Source organism: Bradyrhizobium ganzhouense (assembly GCF_049949285.1).
Taxonomy (GTDB): domain Bacteria; phylum Pseudomonadota; class Alphaproteobacteria; order Rhizobiales; family Xanthobacteraceae; genus Bradyrhizobium; species Bradyrhizobium ganzhouense.
In genome coordinates, this window is record NZ_CP181318.1 from 199,681 (window position 1) to 217,620 (window position 17,940).

17 protein-coding genes and 1 tRNA gene are annotated in these 17,940 nt (G+C 66.3%); 8 read left to right on the forward strand and 10 right to left on the reverse strand.

The genetic code is table 11. The features are described 5' to 3' along the window. Positions 1 to 21 precede the first annotated feature (21 nt). Both ACLFLU_RS00955 and ACLFLU_RS00960 read right to left on the reverse strand, forming a co-directional pair. Complete coding sequence (locus ACLFLU_RS00955; protein WP_426410517.1) at positions 22 to 1,389, reverse strand: cytochrome P450; 1,368 nt, start codon at positions 1,387 to 1,389, stop codon at positions 22 to 24. A 50-nt stretch (positions 1,390 to 1,439) separates the two neighbouring features. Continuing rightward, on the reverse strand, positions 1,440 to 2,819 hold the full coding sequence (locus ACLFLU_RS00960) for a hydrolase (protein WP_426410518.1): 1,380 nt from the start codon (positions 2,817 to 2,819) through the stop codon (positions 1,440 to 1,442). A 137-nt stretch (positions 2,820 to 2,956) separates the two neighbouring features. Here ACLFLU_RS00960 and ACLFLU_RS00965 point away from each other — a divergent pair, with 137 nt between their 5' ends. After that, positions 2,957 to 4,645, forward strand: coding sequence for an MFS transporter (locus ACLFLU_RS00965; protein WP_426410519.1), 1,689 nt, complete (start codon positions 2,957 to 2,959; stop codon positions 4,643 to 4,645). Positions 4,646 to 4,648: 3 nt separating this feature from the next. Here ACLFLU_RS00965 and ACLFLU_RS00970 read toward each other — a convergent pair whose 3' ends face one another. Both ACLFLU_RS00970 and ACLFLU_RS00975 read right to left on the reverse strand, forming a co-directional pair. Further along, a complete protein-coding gene (locus tag ACLFLU_RS00970) occupies positions 4,649 to 4,864 on the reverse strand; it encodes a hypothetical protein (protein ID WP_426410520.1) in 216 nt (71 codons plus the stop codon). Between the two features lie 162 nt (positions 4,865 to 5,026). Next, positions 5,027 to 5,347 (reverse strand): hypothetical protein, encoded by a 321-nt coding sequence (locus ACLFLU_RS00975; RefSeq protein WP_426410521.1) that lies wholly within the window; start codon positions 5,345 to 5,347, stop codon positions 5,027 to 5,029. Between the two features lie 252 nt (positions 5,348 to 5,599). Between ACLFLU_RS00975 and ACLFLU_RS00980 the strand changes: the two genes are divergently transcribed. Continuing rightward, positions 5,600 to 6,667 (forward strand): polysaccharide deacetylase family protein, encoded by a 1,068-nt coding sequence (locus ACLFLU_RS00980; protein WP_426410522.1) that lies wholly within the window; start codon positions 5,600 to 5,602, stop codon positions 6,665 to 6,667. A gap of 77 nt (positions 6,668 to 6,744) precedes the next feature. Here ACLFLU_RS00980 and ACLFLU_RS00985 read toward each other — a convergent pair whose 3' ends face one another. The 5 genes from ACLFLU_RS00985 to ACLFLU_RS01005 all read right to left on the reverse strand — a co-directional run bounded on the left by ACLFLU_RS00985 (position 6,745) and on the right by ACLFLU_RS01005 (position 11,315). Then, positions 6,745 to 7,125, reverse strand: coding sequence for a hypothetical protein (locus ACLFLU_RS00985; protein WP_426410523.1), 381 nt, complete (start codon positions 7,123 to 7,125; stop codon positions 6,745 to 6,747). 173 nt (positions 7,126 to 7,298) lie between these two features. Beyond that, positions 7,299 to 7,374 (reverse strand) — tRNA-Thr (locus ACLFLU_RS00990). 99 nt (positions 7,375 to 7,473) lie between these two features. Beyond that, positions 7,474 to 9,219, reverse strand: a complete 1,746-nt coding sequence (locus tag ACLFLU_RS00995; RefSeq protein ID WP_426410524.1) for a heme biosynthesis HemY N-terminal domain-containing protein — start codon at positions 9,217 to 9,219, stop codon at positions 7,474 to 7,476. Positions 9,220 to 9,267: 48 nt separating this feature from the next. After that, positions 9,268 to 10,503: a COG4223 family protein gene (locus ACLFLU_RS01000; protein ID WP_426410525.1), complete on the reverse strand. Its 1,236-nt coding sequence runs from the start codon at positions 10,501 to 10,503 to the stop codon at positions 9,268 to 9,270. Between the two features lie 65 nt (positions 10,504 to 10,568). After that, positions 10,569 to 11,315 carry a uroporphyrinogen-III synthase gene (locus tag ACLFLU_RS01005; RefSeq protein ID WP_426410526.1) on the reverse strand — a complete coding sequence of 249 codons (747 nt, stop codon included), beginning with the start codon at positions 11,313 to 11,315 and terminating at the stop codon, positions 10,569 to 10,571. Between the two features lie 149 nt (positions 11,316 to 11,464). Here ACLFLU_RS01005 and tsaD point away from each other — a divergent pair, with 149 nt between their 5' ends. The 6 genes from tsaD to ACLFLU_RS01035 all read left to right on the forward strand — a co-directional run bounded on the left by tsaD (position 11,465) and on the right by ACLFLU_RS01035 (position 16,751). After that, on the forward strand, positions 11,465 to 12,538 hold the full coding sequence (gene tsaD, locus ACLFLU_RS01010) for a tRNA (adenosine(37)-N6)-threonylcarbamoyltransferase complex transferase subunit TsaD (RefSeq protein WP_426410527.1): 1,074 nt from the start codon (positions 11,465 to 11,467) through the stop codon (positions 12,536 to 12,538). Between the two features lies 1 nt (position 12,539). Next, on the forward strand, positions 12,540 to 13,520 hold the full coding sequence (locus ACLFLU_RS01015; RefSeq protein ID WP_426410528.1) for an NAD(P)H-dependent glycerol-3-phosphate dehydrogenase: 981 nt from the start codon (positions 12,540 to 12,542) through the stop codon (positions 13,518 to 13,520). 2 nt (positions 13,521 to 13,522) lie between these two features. Further along, positions 13,523 to 13,936 (forward strand): EVE domain-containing protein, encoded by a 414-nt coding sequence (locus ACLFLU_RS01020; protein WP_426410529.1) that lies wholly within the window; start codon positions 13,523 to 13,525, stop codon positions 13,934 to 13,936. Positions 13,937 to 14,166: 230 nt separating this feature from the next. Next, a complete protein-coding gene (locus ACLFLU_RS01025; RefSeq protein WP_426410530.1) occupies positions 14,167 to 14,637 on the forward strand; it encodes a hypothetical protein in 471 nt (156 codons plus the stop codon). A gap of 37 nt (positions 14,638 to 14,674) precedes the next feature. After that, positions 14,675 to 15,799, forward strand: coding sequence for an AAA family ATPase (locus ACLFLU_RS01030; protein ID WP_426410531.1), 1,125 nt, complete (start codon positions 14,675 to 14,677; stop codon positions 15,797 to 15,799). Position 15,800: 1 nt separating this feature from the next. Beyond that, entirely contained in the window at positions 15,801 to 16,751 is a 951-nt protein-coding gene (locus ACLFLU_RS01035; protein ID WP_426410532.1) for a tetratricopeptide repeat protein, read from the forward strand. 53 nt (positions 16,752 to 16,804) lie between these two features. On the opposite strand, the gene ACLFLU_RS01040 is transcribed toward ACLFLU_RS01035, so the two are convergent. Beyond that, the gene (locus tag ACLFLU_RS01040) at positions 16,805 to 17,896 is read right to left on the reverse strand and encodes an adenylate/guanylate cyclase domain-containing protein (protein WP_426414187.1); all 1,092 of its coding nucleotides are present in this window, start codon (positions 17,894 to 17,896) and stop codon (positions 16,805 to 16,807) included. Between the last annotated feature and the right edge of the window lie 44 nt (positions 17,897 to 17,940).

Consider the following 17,940-nt stretch of genomic DNA (forward strand, 5'->3'; position numbering starts at 1 on the left):
CACGCCAACGGCCAGAGCCTGTCACCGGCGCGTGATGCGGAACAGGGGTGAGTGGTCAGGCTGGGTCGTGACGACGCCATACGGAATGACCGGCGTCGCGTCCGCCAGTTCGACGCGGAACGCGCCGATCAGCCGGGCCAGCGCCAGCACGGACTCGGCCTGTGCGAACGGTGCGCCGATGCAGACGCGCGGGCCCGCGCCGAACGGCAGATAGGCGAAGCGATCGGGCGCCTCTTTCGACATAAAGCGTTTTGGAACGAACGCGTTCGGCTGATCCCACAGCTTCTCGTGCCGGTGCAGCAGCCAGGGCGCGATCATGATGACATCGCCCTTGCTGATCTCAGCTCCGCCCACATTGTCCTTGTCGCGCGCGGCGCGGGCGATCAGGAAGGCCGGCGGATAGAGCCGCATGGTCTCGTCGATCACGGCGCGGGTGAATTTTTGCCGATCGATGTCGGCCATGCTGTCGAGATGCTCGCCGCGGGTCTCGGACGCAACCTCCTCCTGCGTATCAGGATCGAGCGCCAGCAGATACAGCGCCCAGAACAGCGCGGTCGCGGTCGTCTCATGACCCGCCAGGATCATGGTCGCGACCTCGTCGACGAGTTGATCGTCCGAAAAACCCTTACCCGTTTCGGGATCGCGCGCCTCGTCCATGAGATCGAACAGATCGCGCGGCGGCGCGCCGTCCTTCTTGCCCGCCGCACGCCGCTCGGCGATCAGCATCGCCACGAACTCGACCCAGCGCTTGCGGAAGCGAGCCCGGGCCCGATCCAGGGGCGTCGGCCAGGAGACCGGCAGCACCATGTCGAGGAAGTGCGCCCGTGCAAGCCGTTCGCCATATTCCGTGACGAAGTTGCGCAAGGTCGGGCCATGCTGGTCCATGCCGAACGAGAACATCGTTCGCCCGGCGATCTCCAGCGTCATGCGCTGCATGATCTCGCGCAGATCAACCGGCTCGCTCGTGCGCGCATCCAGCTTCGCGATGGTCTCATCGAGCACTGCCGTCATATGCGGCACGAGATTGGCCGTAGCGCGCGGCGTAAAGGCGGGCGACAGCGTGCGGCGTTGAAATGTCCAAGAGTGGCCTTCGGCGAGCAGCAGACCTTCGCCGAGCACCGGACGCAGCATGCGGATGCCCGCCGGCGTCCGCGTGTAGTTCTCGTAATTGCTGAGCAGGACGTGCCGGATCGCATCCGGCTGGTTCAGGATGAAGCTCTTGTGCAGGAAGAGGCGGCCCTGGATGATCTCTTCCTCATAGGCGCGCTGCCCCCAGGTGGCGATCATGTTCTGCCTGATCACCGCAAGCCGGCCGAAAAACGACAAATTGTCCGGCGCGCGCGGCGGGGTCGGGGGGATGATGGGCCGACGCACATTGGCGATGTTCATGGCTCTCTCCCGCAGATCTCGTCGCAGTCAAGGCTGGCGCAGGCAAATAGCTAATAAGTCATCTCGGCAACCGCAATCCTGTTCTCGGAGGCCGGCCAGGCGCGTGCCACAATTCGTTCTTCGTTGAACTGGGCCACGACGTTACGCCGCCCCTCGCTGGCCGGAAGGCGCAAGGTTGCTGTCGCATCCGTGGGCACGCCCGGATGGACGTCGGCGGGCTCCCGGCCGTCGAACAGGACGGTGTCGCGCGGCAGGCCGAAATAGCCGCGGGGGCGCGACATGATCAGGACCGCACCGGCATCCTTGTCCGCGGGAGTGAGCGGGCGCGCGGCGCGCAAATGCACGACGTTGGAGGAGCGCGGGAAGGGGGAGCGGTAGAAATGCGTCGTCGGCGCGTCGGGTGAGGTCAGGACGATCTCGATCGGCGAGGTCGGATCGACCTCGGCCGCCCCCCAACGGCCGTCGGCGCCCGTCGTCGAGCGATGCATCACGCCCCTGCGCTCCCCGCTCTCGCGGTCGACATGGTTGACCTCCACCACCGCCCCGGCCACCGGGCGATTGGTCGGTACGCCGTCCACCGCGCCCGTAACCAATCCGCTGATGCGAACGGTCTGCTCCGGCGTGATCGCGATGCGCGCAGGCTCGCGGCCGGCGATGAACTTGTAGATCTCGCGGAACGCGCGCGGGTGATACGCCGTCTCGCGATGGTCGATCGTGCCGAGCACGAGATTGGTCGCGCCCTTCAGCTCCGGTCCCTCGGCGGTGACATTGGTCGCCACGCCCGGCTTGCCCATGAAGCGGCCGTCGGGTTGCGCATATTTGTCCATGCCGTCGCTGCGCAAAGTGAGGAAAGCTGTGCCCGGCGTCACCTCGCTGTCGCCGCCGTTCAAGCCGCGCAGGAACGGGCCGCGTCCGTTGAACTCGCTGCCGAGGAGATCATCGAGCGCAAACACACCGTGATTGGGCGTGCCGCACAGGACCGCGTGACTGACATCGGCGGCGCCGCCGTTCTTGATGACGTTGCGGATGGAGTTACCGCCGCGCGAATTGCCAACCAGCGCGACGCGCGCCGCGCCGGTGCGGCGTTTCAGCTCGGCGATGGCGGCGGCAAGCTCGCGGCGCTGATCCTCGGTCGAGGAGCGGTTGGCCTGTTCGACCGCATCGTCGGTGCGCGCCGTGGGATTGGTGAAATTGATCGCCATCATGCGGTCACGCGCGATGCCGTTGGATTCCATCCGCCACAGCGTCGTCATCCAGAGCGCGTCGTAGTCACCATTGCCATGAACGAACAGGATCGGCGGCACCTCAGGATTGTTGTCAGGATTCTTGGCCGCGGACGGCGCTTGCGCCAGCGCACCGTTGCGGAAGCTCGCAACCGCGAAAGCCAGGCTACCTGCACCCTGCAGGATCGTCCGTCGTGACAGCTTCATCTGCTTCTCCCCGTCAAAACCATGTCTTTGCACCGCTTATAGCGGCCTAACCACTGGACAGCGAAGGACTTTCGCGGGCATCACTGGACCTGCCGGAATCATTGAAGCCATTTCTGCCAGAGGACTTGGAAGGGGATATGACCGAGCAGACGAACCGCCAGAGACGTGCCGCCGACGGCATTACGGCCCCTCTGCGGTACACCGTGTTCCGGCGCATCTGGCTCGCGAGCCTGCTTTCCAATCTCGGCCTCCTGATCCAGGGCGTGGGCGCGGCCTGGGCGATGACGCAGATGGCGGCCTCCGCCGACAAGGTGGCGCTGGTGCAGACCGCCCTGATGCTGCCGATCATGCTGATCTCGATGCCGGCCGGCGCCATCGCCGACATGTATGACCGCCGTATCGTGACGCTGGTCTCGCTCATGATCGCGCTGACCGGCGCGACTGCGCTCACGATCCTGGCCGGGCTCAAGCTCATCACTCCCGAAACGCTGCTCGCCTTCTGCTTCGTCGTCGGCAGCGGTAACGCGCTGTTCGGACCGGCCTGGCAGTCCTCGGTCAGCGAGCAGGTGCCTCCCGAAGCCCTGCCATCGGCCGTCGCGCTGAACGGCATCAGCTACAACATCGCACGCAGCTTCGGTCCCGCAGTGGGCGGCGTCATCGTCGCCGCGCTCGGCGCGGTGGCCGCCTTTGCCTGCAACGCCATCCTCTATCTGCCGCTGCTGGTGGTGCTACTGCTCTGGCAGCGAACCACCGAGCCCTCGCGCCTGCCGCGGGAAAGGCTCAACCGCGCCATGGTCTCGGGCTTCCGCTACATCACCAATTCGCCGCCGATCAAGATCGTGCTGTTGCGCACGCTGGTGATGGGCCTGTGCGGCGGCGCCGTGATGGCGCTGATGCCGCTGGTCGCGCGCGACCTCTTGCATGGCGGCGCGCAGACCTACGGCATCATGCTGGGTGCCTTCGGCATGGGCGCCGTCGTCGGCGCGCTCAACATCCACGAGCTGCGCAAGCGCATGAGCGGCGAGTCCGCGATCCGCGCCTGCACGATCTCGATGGCGTTCGCGATGGCGGCAGTTGCGCTGAGCACCGAACCGGTGCTGACCGCGGCTGCGCTGGTGCTGGCCGGCGCGGTCTGGATGGCTTCCGTCGCGCTGTTCAATATCGGCGTGCAGCTCTCGGCGCCGCGCTGGGTCGCGGGACGATCGCTTGCGGCCTTCCAGGCCTCGATCTCCGGCGGCATCGCGATCGGCGCCTGGGGCTGGGGCCATCTCACCGACTATGCTGGCGTCGAGGTCGCGCTGCTGGTGGCCGCCGGTCTGATGCTGGTCTCGCCGCTCCTGGGAATCTGGCTTGCGATGCCGCGCGTCGGCGCCCGCAACGAGGACGCCGACGTGCTGGCCGACCCCGAAGTCAAGCTGTCACTGACCGGGCGCAGCGGACCGCTGGTGGTGGAGATCGAATATCGCGTCGCCCAAGAGAACGCGCGCGCCTTCCACAATGTGATGCAGGACGTGCAGCTGTCCCGGCAGCGCAACGGCGCCTATGGCTGGTCGATCGCGCGGGACATCGCCGATCCAGAATTGTGGACCGAGCGCTATCACTGCCCGACCTGGTTCGATTATCTACGCCAGCGCAACCGTTCGACCCAGTCCGAACGCGCGCTGCATCAGCAAGCGACCGATTTCCACATCGGCCCCGATCCGGTGCGGATCCGCCGCATGCTGGAGCGGCCGTTCGGCTCGGTGCGCTGGAAGGAAGAGACGCCCGACCGCGCCAACGCCGAGGTGCTGCCGGTGGTCGCGACTGCGGCGGGCAGCAGTACGTAGGCCTTACTGCCCGTGATCCGTCAGCACCTTGTCGCAGGCCTTGCTCAGCTTGGTGCGGTTCTGCTTCAGGCAGGCGAGCACGGCGCTATCGCCATTATTCATCACGGCACGGCAATGACGCGTGACGTCGCGCGCGCAGGCGTCCTGGCCGGGCCGCTGCTGCGCTGACGCGCCGGATGCGCACAGAATCAAGCAAACAACGAAGAGAAATCTGGTCATCGCGTAAGGCCTCGTACCCGGAAAATGTGAGCGCGAAGCTAGAGGGGCGCCGCCAATGCCGCAACGGCTTTGTTGACAGATGGACTGCTGCCCCGGCTTCACGCCGGGATGCATCATGCGGGGAGCTTGGGCTACGCAACGCCAAGTTTATGGCGTGTCCGCTTACTGGTTGTTCTGGGCGTCAACGACCTTGTTTGCGGCGCCGCCGCCAAGATCCTTTTCCACCGCAGCGCGGCAGCCCGCGCTCAGTTGGGACTTACGTTGCATCATGCACGCGGTGGTCTTCTGGACGTTAGGGATCTCCGACGCGCAGAGGCGGAAGGCGTCGCTATAACATGCCTGCTTCGTAGCCTCGGAGAAGGCGAAGCTCGAGCTGCTCGAGATGATCGAGACGATGGCGGCAAAGCCGAGAGCCAGGCTGGTGTCGCGGATCTTTGCCGTCAAGGACTTGATCAAGGGCTTGGCGGTGAACGACTTCGTCATTTGGAGCTCCCATTGGCGCCGCGTGAACGGGCCCATTGTTGATGGGAACGACGATGCACCAGGGGAACCGTTTCCACTGTGATGATGGTCACAGGCCGGATCCAAACCGTGACATCGGTCACTTTGGCGCACCCACCTGAAATTCCACCGCAACCGCTGTCGCGTTGGTGTCACGTTAACTGTTCCTTCGCATTAATGGCTGGGTGCGCGGGAGATTCCGCCGGTTTGGTTGCGTATTTGGAAAGAGTAGCGATGCGTAATGCGTTGGGCCTGATGCTGGCCAGTGTCCTTGCGGCGGTCGTGATCGCCGGAGGTTGGTATTTTTATTCCTCGCGCGCCGACCAGGGCGCTCCCAAGACAACAGCCGCCCGTGCCGCCGATCCCCTGCCGGCGCCGGCCAAGCTTGCCGCCAGGGACGACGTCGAGACCACTGCGGCGATCGCGGGCAAGCCCGCTGCTGTTGCCGCCGCACCCGCTCCTGCGCCCGCACCGGCAGTGGCACCGGTTCAGCAAACGACGACCTGCACCAATCCGAATGCGCTGGGCGTCTCGCGCGTGGTCGAGATCGACACCACCGGCGGTCCGGGCTTTGGCTTCGAGCAATTCAAGCAGTTTGATTTCCTCGCGGACAAGGAAGTCGTGCTGACCTTCGACGACAGTCCGTGGCCGCACAACACGCCGGCCGTGCTGAAGGCACTGGCAGATGAATGCACCAAGGGCCTGTTCTTCTCGGTTGGCAAGCACGCCACCTGGCATCCGGAGATCCTGCGCCAGGTTCTGGCCCAGGGCCACACGGTGGGCACGCACACCTGGTCGCACGTCAATCTCAACGGCAAGAAGATGACGGAGCAGCAGGCCAAGGACGAGATCGAGAAGGGGTTCAGCGCGGTGAAATGGGCCCTCGGCACCAATCCGTCGCCGTTCTTCCGCTTCCCGCAGCTTCAGCAGAATCCCGCGCTCGTGAGCTATCTCGGCAGCCGCAACGTCGGGATTTTCTCGACTGACCTCGACTCCTTCGATTTCCGCAAGGAGAGCACGCCTGACAAGATCATCAGCAACGTGATGACCAAGCTCGACAAGCTCGGCAAGGGCATCGTCCTGATGCACGACTTCCAGAAGCGCACCGGCGAAGCGCTGCCGACGCTGCTCGCGCGCCTCAAGGCCGGCGGCTACAAGATCGTGCAGATCAAGGCGAAGACGACGTTCGACTCGCTGCCCGAGTATGACGAAGCGGTGCTAAAGGAGCTGAAGGTGCCCGCGTCCAATGCGACGAACGCGCGCCCGGTCTCGAGCGTGGTGCAGACGATCTCGCAGCGCTAGGCGCGTCAGCTCGCCACTTCAGTAAGCATGATGGCCGGGCTCGCGCCCGGCCATTTGCGTTCAAGACGAACGACAGCTTACCAATAGATGCCGTAGCGATGCAGTTCGGCGATGACGCGGCGTTCGGTCCAGTATGGCTTGTGCTTCGGTTTGCTCACCCTTGCCGTCCTGGCGGGCTTGACGGGCTTGATCGTCGACGCTGGTGCCGCACCTGTGGTCGTGGCAGGCGCCGCCGCCACAACGGGCGAGGGGGTCGAGACTGCCGGCGGACGGTCCACATACTTCGGAGCTTGGGCGGCCGGAGCCACTTCGCTGGTGTGCGTCGCGGGGGCGACGGTCGTGGTGGCTTGCGGAGCGGAGGACTGCTCGGTCACCGGCGCCATCGACAGGCTGCGGTCGCCCGCAAACGCCGATGCGGAAACCAGGACCATGGCGGCAACCAGAATGATCTTGCGCATGTGAAATCTCCCCGTGTTTGCGTGACCGGGACACTAGGGGAGAGCCGCGCGAGGTTATGTGAGAGAGATCACGCAGATCGCCATCTTCGATTTCAGCAGCGCATCGCATTGACACAAGCGTCGAGCACAATCGCGCAGGGAGGTGGCTTGTGACGATCGGATGAATTGAGCGCTGGTGCCGCAAGAGGGACTCGAACCCCCGACCCCGTCATTACGAATGACGTGCTCTACCAGCTGAGCTATTGCGGCGAACCCTGCCGGGCCCGGGCGATGCCGGCCCCGATACGCGCGCTCCTGATATCGGGCATGGCCCGAATTGGCAAGGACAAGCGGCAGGCGAAATGGGCCTCACGCGCCCCAGCGGGACCAGAATCCGCGCCAACCGCCGGCCTGGACCTTGGGCGTGCCGATTTGTTCCGTAAATTCATCGCTCGGACCGTCGTCATCGATACCGGGATCATCCGGCGCGCGGATGATCGGGATGACGGCCTGGATCGGCGCCTGTGTGGGCTTGCCGAGGTCGGCCCGGGTCCGGAACACCGGGGTTGCTGCCACCGGCGATGATTCGGCGGCCTCAGGGGCCGGATTGACCGGCTCGGCAGGTGTCGCCACCGGCTCTTCCTTGGCCGCCGGGGGCGCGTTGTCCTGCGCGGCCGGAGCAGGGGCTGGGGTCTCGACCGGCGCGATCACGGCCGGTTCCGTCGGCGCCTCGCTGGCCACCGTCACCCGCTTCGGCGGCGGGGCCGCGAGCATGGCTTCCTCAAAGGCCGAGGACTCGATCGTCGTGCCCTTGCCCGACGGCAGGCTCGCCACCGGCGTCTGCCACTGGAAGGCGTCGAGCCGGCCGGTGACCGGGGAGACCGGACGCCAACGGTCGCTGACATAGCCGTCCGCGGTCCAGGCCGGGTCGTGACGGGCGCGCACCGCACGCAAGGTCCAGGCACGGGCGCGGCCGCCGTCGCCGTGCTCGGTGCGCTCAAGCTCGGCCATCAGCAGCGCCACCCGTTGGGTCGGATCGTTGACGTAAGGCGCCAGCACCGCGCGCGCGCGGGCGAATTCGGAGGCATCGATCGCGGCGCGCGCGATCGCGAGCTGTCCCTCGACATGGCCGGCCTTGTCGGCCGGCGTTTTCGCCGCGAGCGTCTCGACCCGCTGCAGTCGCTGCCGCGCGGCATCGCCGAGCCTTACATGCGCATACGCATCCGCAAGGTCGGGATGCGGATTGGCGAGCCAGGCGGCCTCGACCAGCTTCATAGCGCGGCGGACCTGATGCGCCTCGCTCTCGAATTTCGCGGCGAGCACCGCCGCCGGCACCAGGGTCGGCGCGAGCTTGACGGCTTCCATCACGCTCTCGCGCGCGACGTCGCGGTCCATCGTCTCCAATTCCAGCGCGCGCGCCGCCAGCAGCACGCCGCGCTGCCGGCGATAGCCTTGCTTGTCGATCAAGCCCGCGGACAAATTCGAATCCAGGATCGCGAGCGCGCCGCTCCAGTCGCCGCGCGCACAGCGGAAGCCGAGCACCGCATGCGAGGCCCAGGTCGAGGACGGCGACAGCTTGATCGCTTCCTCCGCGATCATCACGGCGCCGACTGCATCGTCGGCGCGCTGCGCCTCGATGAACAGACCCCGCAGGCCGAGCAGCCGCGTATCCTCGCGCTCGGCCATGGCGCGGAAGGCGCGCTGCGCCTCGTCGCGATTGCCGTCGAGCTGGGCCGATTGCGCGTGCAGGAGAAGCGCGAGCGGATCGTTCGGCGCGTGTCGCCGCGCCGCTTCGGCGTGCCGGCGGGCAAGCGCCGTGTCGCCATGGCCGATCGCGAGCAGGCCGTGGGTGATGGCGTGGCGGCCGCGGGCGTGACGCTTTTCATGGCGGCGGCGGCGCATCCGCCCCGGTGCGCGCCAGATCACGGTCAGGATGCTCCAGAGCAAGACGATCAGGACCGCGAATAGGCCGAGGCAGAGCACGAACACCGGAATGCTCGGTGAGGCCCGAAAACCGCCCCAGGTCAGCACGACGTCGCCGGGCTGATCGGCAACCCAGGCCGCGCCGGCGCCTGCGAGCGCAATCAGAACAAGGAAGAGGACGATGCGAAGCATAGCTATCCCTATACGCGCGGATTGTTGCGCGAGTCTTATTGAGCAGGCTTATTGACCGGGCTTGGCGAGACCAGCCAGGGCGTCGTCGGCGAATTTGCGGGAGGCCGCGAGCGCGGCATCGCGCGCGTCGGCCTTGTCGAGCCAGGCTTGTGCCGGCACGCGATCGGCCTCCGGCAGCGTCTTCAGCTCGCGGCGTGCCTCGACGAAATCGCTGCGTAGCGCCGCGGCCGTGACCCGCGTGACAATGGCGCCGCGGTCATTGCCGACGCCGTCGGTGCGCTCGATGCGGACGAGCTTTGACGCTCCCGCCTGAAGGCGCTCGACGATGCCGGCACTGCTGCTCGGCGCCTCCGGCGGCGGCGACAGCTTCGGCACGATGTTGAGGAGCTCGCGGGTCAGCGCGACCGGCGTTGGAATGCCTGACGCGGCAAACGCTTCGAGCGGCTTCAGCAGTTCGGGCTTGGTCGCGAACGACCGCGCGGCAGTGAGCTGCGCGTCGTAGGGATCGTTATGGCGAACGGCGACGTCGAGCAGCGTGGCGGCGACCACGTAGCGCAACGGCTTGTCGTCCATCACCCTGGCGCCGGCGATCTTTTCGCTCTGCTGCGCGAGCTCCGCGCGCGCGGTGGCGCTGGCGCGCTCGAGTTGGGAGATGCGATCGTCGAGGGCGGCAAGGCCGGACGAGGCCGCCGCATCGCGCGGCGCGGATTTCGCATCGCTCAATGCGCTCGCCGTCTTGTCGGATTGCGCGCGCAAATTGGCGATATCGCCGCGCAGGGTGCCGACGGATTTCTCCAGCGCATCGAGCCGTGCGACGATGGCCGGATCAGCGACGGGCTTGCCCGCTTTGGTTTCGACTGCGGCGACGCGTCCGCTCAGCGCATCGACCGTGGCACTCGTCACTTGCGGTGTGGCCGGCGGCGCCTGCACCGCGGGCCAGCCCAGCGCCCAGCCGACCGCGATCACGACCGCGGCGGCAGCGGCCCCGGAAAATGGCGCGATGACCCAGGGAGAAATGGCGCCCGATGCAGCGGCCGCTTGCGCCTCGCTATGCTCCGGCTCGGTCTTGGCTGTCTCGACCTTGGCCATCTCGACCTCAGAGTCTGCGGCGCCCGCCTGCTCGGCGTTGGCCTGCTCGGTCGAAGGCTGCGCCTCCGGCTCAACCGCCAAATCCTGCGGCTGGGTGGAGACTTCGGTCGCCTCGAGGTCGATGGTGGGCGGGGTGCGTTTGGCACGGCCGGACTCGGGGGCCAATCCTGCGTCTTCAGGCTTGTCGTCGGCCATCGTGACGGTTCCTCACACTTTCATACCAGAGACGAGCCCGATTGCCTCGGATTCGGCCCGTCCTCTTACGCCAAACGGGTCCGCAAAGCACGCTCCAAGGCGTCAAACAGGGCATTTTCGTCCGGGGTCGCGGCCACCAGGACCTGCGATGCCCCGGCATCACGCAGCACGCTGGCGACCGTCTCGGACAGGCAGCATTGCGGGATCGCCAGCGCCGAGATTTCGACGCCTTCGTCCCGGGCCGCGTCCAGGAAGGCTCGCGCACTGCGCCGGGAGTAATGCAGCACCGCCTCGATGCCATGCGCGGCAAAGCCGTCGCACACGTCGCGCGGCAGAAGCTTGACCGGAGCCATACGGTAGGTCGTCTGGGTAACCACGCTGAACCCTTCCGCGCCGAGCTCGCCGCCGAGATCCCGCGACAGGTCGGCGCCCGCAAGATAAAGCAGCGTACTCTTTTTCTTCAGCACCTTGTCGCGCGCGCTCTGCATCACCTTGTCGCGCAAGGAAGCGGCATCGCCGCCGGCGACGATCACATCCGCGAAACCGACTTCGCACGCCACGGAAGCCGTGTGCTCGCCGACCGCGAACAGCGGCAGCTTCAGCAGGCCGAGATCCCGCAATTGCGGCACGACGGCGCGGATCGCATTGGCCGATGTCACGATGATGGCGCTATAGCCCGCCTCGCTCTCGTCATGGAAAGCCACCGGCTCGAACTTGAGCACTGGCGCGAGCAGCACCACATGTCCCCGCGCGCGCAGATTTCCCGCCGTCGCCTCATTGTCGGGATGCGGCCGTGTGACAAGAATGGACATCGCTTGTGTTCCCGGACCGCGTGGCGGCGACGCATTCAAGGGATGGCGGCGCGTGACGATTGCGCAAGCCGACCCCGGAATGCTACCGCGTTACCAGAACTCTGCTTTACGGATGAGCGCAAGGGCGCAAATTGGATAACAATTCGCCAATGCTGGTACTAGGCATCGAGACCACCTGCGACGAGACCGCGGCGGCCGTCATCGAGCGCGCGCCTGATGGGAGCGGCAAGATCCTGTCCAATATCGTGCGGTCGCAGGTCGAGGAGCATGCCCGCTTCGGCGGCGTCGTGCCCGAGATCGCGGCGCGCGCCCACGTCGACGTCCTCGACGGCATCATCGACCGTGCCATGCACGAGGCCGGCATCGACTATGCCCAGCTCGACGGCGTCGCGGCCGCTGCGGGACCGGGCTTGATCGGTGGCGTCATCGTCGGACTCACCACCGCAAAGGCGATCGCGATGGTGCACGACACGCCACTGGTCGCGGTCAACCATCTCGAAGCGCATGCACTGACGCCGCGCCTGACCGACGGTGTCGAATTTCCCTATTGTCTGTTCCTCGCCTCCGGCGGCCACACCCAGATCGTCGCAGTCACCGGCGTCGGCCAATATGTGCGGCTTGGCACCACCGTCGACGACGCGATCGGCGAGGCCTTCGACAAGGTCGCCAAGATGCTGGGCTTGCCCTATCCAGGCGGCCCGCAGGTCGAACGCGCGGCAGCAAGCGGCGATGCGGCGCGCTTCGCCTTCCCGCGGCCGATGCAGGGGCGTCCCGATGCCAACTTCTCCCTGTCGGGACTGAAGACGGCGGTCCGCACCGAAGCGAGCCGGCTGGCTGAGATCGCGCCGCAGGACATCAACGATCTCTGCGCGAGCTTTCAGGCCGCAGTGCTGGATTCCACGGCCGACCGGCTGCGGGTCGGTCTCAGACTTTTCCGGGAGCAATTCGGCGCGCCGTGCGCGCTGGTCGCGGCCGGCGGTGTCGCCGCCAATCAGGCGATCCGCGGCGCGCTGTTTGACGTTGCCAGGGAAGCGCAGACACAGCTGATCATGCCGCCGCCCGCGCTCTGCACCGACAATGGCGCGATGATCGCCTGGGCCGGCGCCGAGCGCCTCGCGCTCGGCATCACCGATACGATGGAGGCGCAGCCGCGCGCGCGCTGGCTGCTCGACGCCAACGCGACCGCGCCGGCAGGCTACGGCAAGACGCGGGCGGGATACTAGCATGACCGCGTTCCAGTCCGTCGCGGTGATCGGCGCGGGCGCCTGGGGTACGGCGCTGGCGACGGTGGCCGCACGCGCCGGACGGAACGTGACGCTGTGGGCGCGCAACGCGGAGCATGCGACGCGGATCGCTTCGACCCGCGACAATCCACGGCTGCCGGGCGTGCAGCTCGCGCCTGACATCGTGGTGACGAGCGAGCTGTCGCTCGCCGCACGCGCCGACATGCTGCTGATCGCAACACCTGCGCAGCATCTGCGCGGCGCGGTCAACATGCTGGCCTCGCATGTCACGAAGGCTGTGCCGGTCATCGCCTGCGCCAAGGGCATCGAGCACGGCACCCACAAGTTCATGACCGACGTGATCGCCGAAGCCGCACCCCACGCGCAGCCCGCAATCCTGTCGGGCCCCAGTTTTGCCGACGACGTCGCGTGCGGCCTGCCGACGGCTGTGACGCTCGCGGCCAGGGATGATGCGCTTGCGAGCGGCCTCGTGCAGGCGCTGGGCTCCCCGACGTTCCGTCCCTATCACTCGACCGACATCCGTGGCGTCGAGATCGGCGGCGCCGCCAAGAACGTGCTGGCGATTGCGGTCGGCATCGCGGTCGGGCGAAAGCTCGGCGCTTCCGCGCAGGCTGCGCTCACGACCCGCGGCTTCGCCGAGCTGACGCGCCTCGGCCGTGCGCTCGGCGCGCGCAGCGAGACGCTCACCGGCCTGTCCGGTCTCGGCGATCTGATCCTGACCTGCTCAAGCCCGCAATCGCGCAATTTCGCGCTCGGGCTCGCGTTGGGCCGTGGCGAGCAGCCACCCGCCGGCAAGCTTGCCGAGGGCGAGTTCACCGCACCGGTGCTGATCGAACTCGCAGCTTCGCAAGGCATCGAGATGCCGGTATCAGAAGCGGTCGCTTCGATCCTGGGCGGCCGAAGCACGATCGACGCAGCGATCTCCGGGCTTTTGACACGGCCCTTCAAGGCAGAGGAATGAACATGGCGTACTGGCTGGTGAAATCCGAACCATCGGTGTGGTCCTGGGACCAGCAGGTCGCGAAGGGCGCCAAGGGCGAGGCCTGGACCGGCGTGCGCAATTACACAGCACGCATCAATCTCGTGAACATGAAAAAGGGCGACAAGGCGTTCTTCTATCATTCCAACGAGGGCAAGGAGATCGTCGGCATCGCGGAAGTCATCAAGGAGGCCTATCCGGACCCGACCGACAAGACCGAAAAGTTCGTCTGCGTCGACATCAAGGCCGACAAGCCCCTGAAGACACCGGTGACGATGGCGGCGATCAAGGCCGAGAAGAAGCTTGCCGATATGGCGCTGGTGAAATATTCGCGCCTGTCGGTGCAACCGGTGACGGCCGAGGAATGGAAGCTGGTTTGCAAGATGGGCGGGATGTAATTCGCTCCAATTGAAGGCCGACCTGTGACAGCTTTGTGATAGCGCGATAGCCCCGTCACAACCATTGATCTCCGCAGACAGAATTCCTAAATTCGGCGAAGGAACGGACGTTCAACAGGTCTTCTCGCGTCATGGCGATGCAGGAAAGGGACGGCGGCGAGCAATCGCCAGGGTCCACGGACAGCCCCACCGGGGCTCTTCCATTCCGTTCCCGACAAGATGCTTCATCGATGCTGGCGATGCTGCTGGCCGGCGCGGCGGTGATCGGGGTCATCATGGGATGGTTCTTGACCACGCGCGCGGAGCCCGACGCACCCGTCATCGCGCTGGTGCCGCAGGAGCAGGTGGCTGATGCCATCCCGACCCTCACCCCGGATGGCCAGCGGGTCGCGCAATCCGACAGCCGGCAATGCCGTTACCCCATCGCATTCATCACCGTGTCCACGCCGGGCAATCCGGCCGGCGGGACCGTCACGTTTCGCACCAGCAAATACCGCTCACCTTCGTTCCACGTCACCGACCAGCCGCAGAGAATTGCCCTGCCAAACCCGCTGCCTGACAGCGGCGGGCTCGACCCGCTGACCGCGGACGGTGACGCCAAGGGTTTGCTCGTATCCCTTTATCCGACGGCACGGATGGAGCCGGTCAGCGGCTCCAACACCGTCACGGTGCGATGGCCTGCGCGGCCGCCATGCAAGTGAGATTTGCGTGCACGTGAGATTTGCAAGTGAGTCTTGAATGCAGAATTTTCTGAACGCGCGCTTCATCCTCGCCTTCATCCTGATCGGCGTGGCGACGGCAGGGGTCAGCGCGCTGCTGTTCAATCCGCAGGTCGGCTTTTTCAGCTGGATCGGCTCGCTCTTCTCCGAGATGACCGCGCTGCGCTTCGTCGGCGTCGCGCTGACGATCGTCTCCGCGACCGGCGTCGGCTACATCGCTTCCCGCCTCGGAGCCGACCCCACGGCGTCGGGCTTCGTCCCGATCGGAAGCGGCTACACCTATGGCCGCAGGCTGACGACCGATTCCGCGACCGGCGAGACCCGGATGGTGACACGCACCGCGGACGACGCACTTGACGACCTCGACATGATGGTCGGGCTCGCATCGGTCAAGACCGAAATCAACAAGCTGCTCGCGAGCCTGGAGGTCGAGCGTCGGCGGCGCGAGCAGGGCCTGCCGGTGTTCGCAACGAGCCGGCACATGGTGTTCACCGGACCTCCCGGCGTCGGCAAGACCGTGGTGGCGCGCGCCATCGGCGACATCTATCGCTCGCTCGGCGTGCTGCGCAAAGGCCATTTGATCGAAGCCGACCGCAGCCAGCTCGTCGCGAGCTATGTCGGCCAGACCGCGCCGAAAACGCTCGACGTCTGCCGCTCCGCGCTCGACGGCGTCCTGTTCATCGACGAGGCCTACAGCCTGAGCGCGGCGGAATGGAAGGGTGATTTCGGCCGCGAGGCCATTGAGGCGCTGCTGAAATACATGGAAGATCACCGCGATCGCCTGGTCGTGATCGTCGCCGGCTATCCCGCCGAGATGCACCGGTTCATCGCCAGCAACCCAGGGCTTGCCAGCCGCTTCACCAAGACGATCGACTTCCCGCCCTACGACGGGCTCGAGCTGTGCGAAATCTTCCGTGCCATGGCGTCCGAGCAGCAATATCTGCTGCCGATCGGCTTCGAGGCGTCGCTCGCTCCATGGATCGATTCGCAACGCGACGACCCGCAATGGGGCAACGCGCGCTCGATGCGAACGCTGCTCGAAAAGACCCGCGAGGCGCATGCCCTGCGCACGTCGCGAGACCCCAATGCGAACGTCGCCGAGTTCGAACTCAGCGACATTCAATCGGCGATCCGGGACAGCTGACATGAAGACGTCAGCCCGCATCGTCGCGCTGCACGGCGCATTGTGGAGCGTCGATCCCTGGTATCGATGGTCCTGGTACGCGTGGCCCGCCGCAATGGCCGTGCTGATCACCGGCTGGATCCTGATCAGCAAGCCGGTCAATACCGGCGCCTGGGGCAATGCCGGAGCCTGGGCCAAGCCGATCGCGCAGAAGGCGGCAACGTCGACCGCCACCCCGGTTAAGACAACGACGATCAATCCTGTCGACCTCGAGATGATGAGTTGCTTTGCCAATCGCGGCACGGCCTCGGAAAGCGCCTGCACCAATTTGATCAATGGCGGCAAGATATCCGGCGCGAAGCTGGCGTCGGTTTATACCCAGCGGGGCTTCATGCGGCGCGACGGAGAGCCGGACAGCGCAATGTCCGACTTCAATGCCGCGCTGAAGATTCAGCCCGATTACGCCGCAGCCCTCAACGACCGCGCCTGGATTTACATGACTCGCGGAGAATACGACGCAGCACTTCAGGACCTGAACAAATCGGCCAGCCCGACGACCACCTGGCTGACAGCAGCCGTCGCTTACTACTATCGGGGCTTTGCCTACCTGCGGCTGAAAGACTATGCGAAGGCGGTGGCCGATCTGAACGAGGCGATCAGGCGGCAGGCCAACAATGCCGACTACTATTTGGCGCGCGGCGAGGCCCAGCAGGCTCAAGAAAACTATGACGCCGCCTTGCGCGACTTCGATGAGTTCAGCAAGCGCGCACCGAAAGATCCGCGCGGCCTGCTGGCGCGGGCCGTGATCTTCGAAACCACGGGCAAGCCGCGCGACGCCCTGACGGCGTTGGAAAGCGCGGTCACGCTGGCGCCCGACAACGATTTCGCCAGGTCGGAACGCGACCGGCTTCGTGGGCAAGTGAAGGACAATGATCCTGCGAAGAGCAATCCCGGCGAGCTGCCGCCGACCTGACGTTCACACCGCCGCGGTCGCGACGACCTCAGGTAAAAGCTGCTCCATCCGGGCTACGATATCCGTCCTTGCGCCTCCGGCAGCGTAAGCACCTCGCATGGCGAGGCGATGCCGCGCAGCTGATGCGGTCCGAGCGCGACCAGAGGCATGTCCGTCTCGGCGGCGAGCGCGCCCGAGACCAGCACGGTCCTGCCGAGCGGCTTGCACAGGCCTTCGAGCCGGCTGGCGAGATTGACGGCGGGACCGATCGCCGTGAAGTCCAGCCGATTGGCGGCGCCGATATTGCCCCAGAGCATCTCGCCGAGATGAAGCGCGGCACCAAACGCGAGCGGCGGCAGTCCTTGCGCGCCGCGTTCGGCGTTGAGATACGCCATCCCGGCTTCGGCTGCAGCTGCGGCACGCAGAGCGGCGTCGCAGGCGCGACGCGGTGACGCCTCGACCACCGGAAAGATCGCCAGCACGCCGTCACCGATGAATTTCAGCACCTCGCCGCCGAAGGCGTGAACGGCACCGGCAATGCGATCGAACCAGGCATCGAGCGCCGCGATGACATCGGCTGGCGAACTGGTTTCCGACAACGTCGTGAAGCCGCGCAGATCGGCATAGAGCAACGCAGCCTGGATGGTCTCGCCGAGGTCGCGCCGCAACGGCGCCGCCAGCACGCGCTCGGCGCTGCGCTTGCCGAGATAGGCCTCCAGCGTCGCCCGCAACGTAGCGCGCGCCGCGAGCACGGCGAGCGGTGTCGCGGCAAAACGCGCGGCCTGGCGCAATTGCTCGATGTCGTCGGCAGTGAAAGGGCGCGTCCCGATCCAGCCCAGCAACGGGCCATCGCGCCCGACAACGTCTTCGTGCACCTCGCCACCCGCGATGTCGCGCAGCCAGCGACGCCCGGCATCGGTTGGCGGATCGGGCGCGAGGCCGCCCGGCGCAAAACCAAGCGCCTCGATCACAGAGCCGCTTTCGGCACGCCACAGCCAAGTCCGCTTCGCGATCAGCGGATGCGGCACCTCAAGCGTCAGGCTGCCTGCCATAAGCGGCACACCGTCGGCGAGCAGGTGCGCGCCAAGTTCCGCAAGCAGGCGGTCGGCGCCGGGACTGTCCAAGGCGGCATCGACCAGCCAGGCGAGGGTCGGAGAGAGTTGCATGATCCGATGATGGCGAATGAGGGCCGGCTTTGTCACGGGCAATC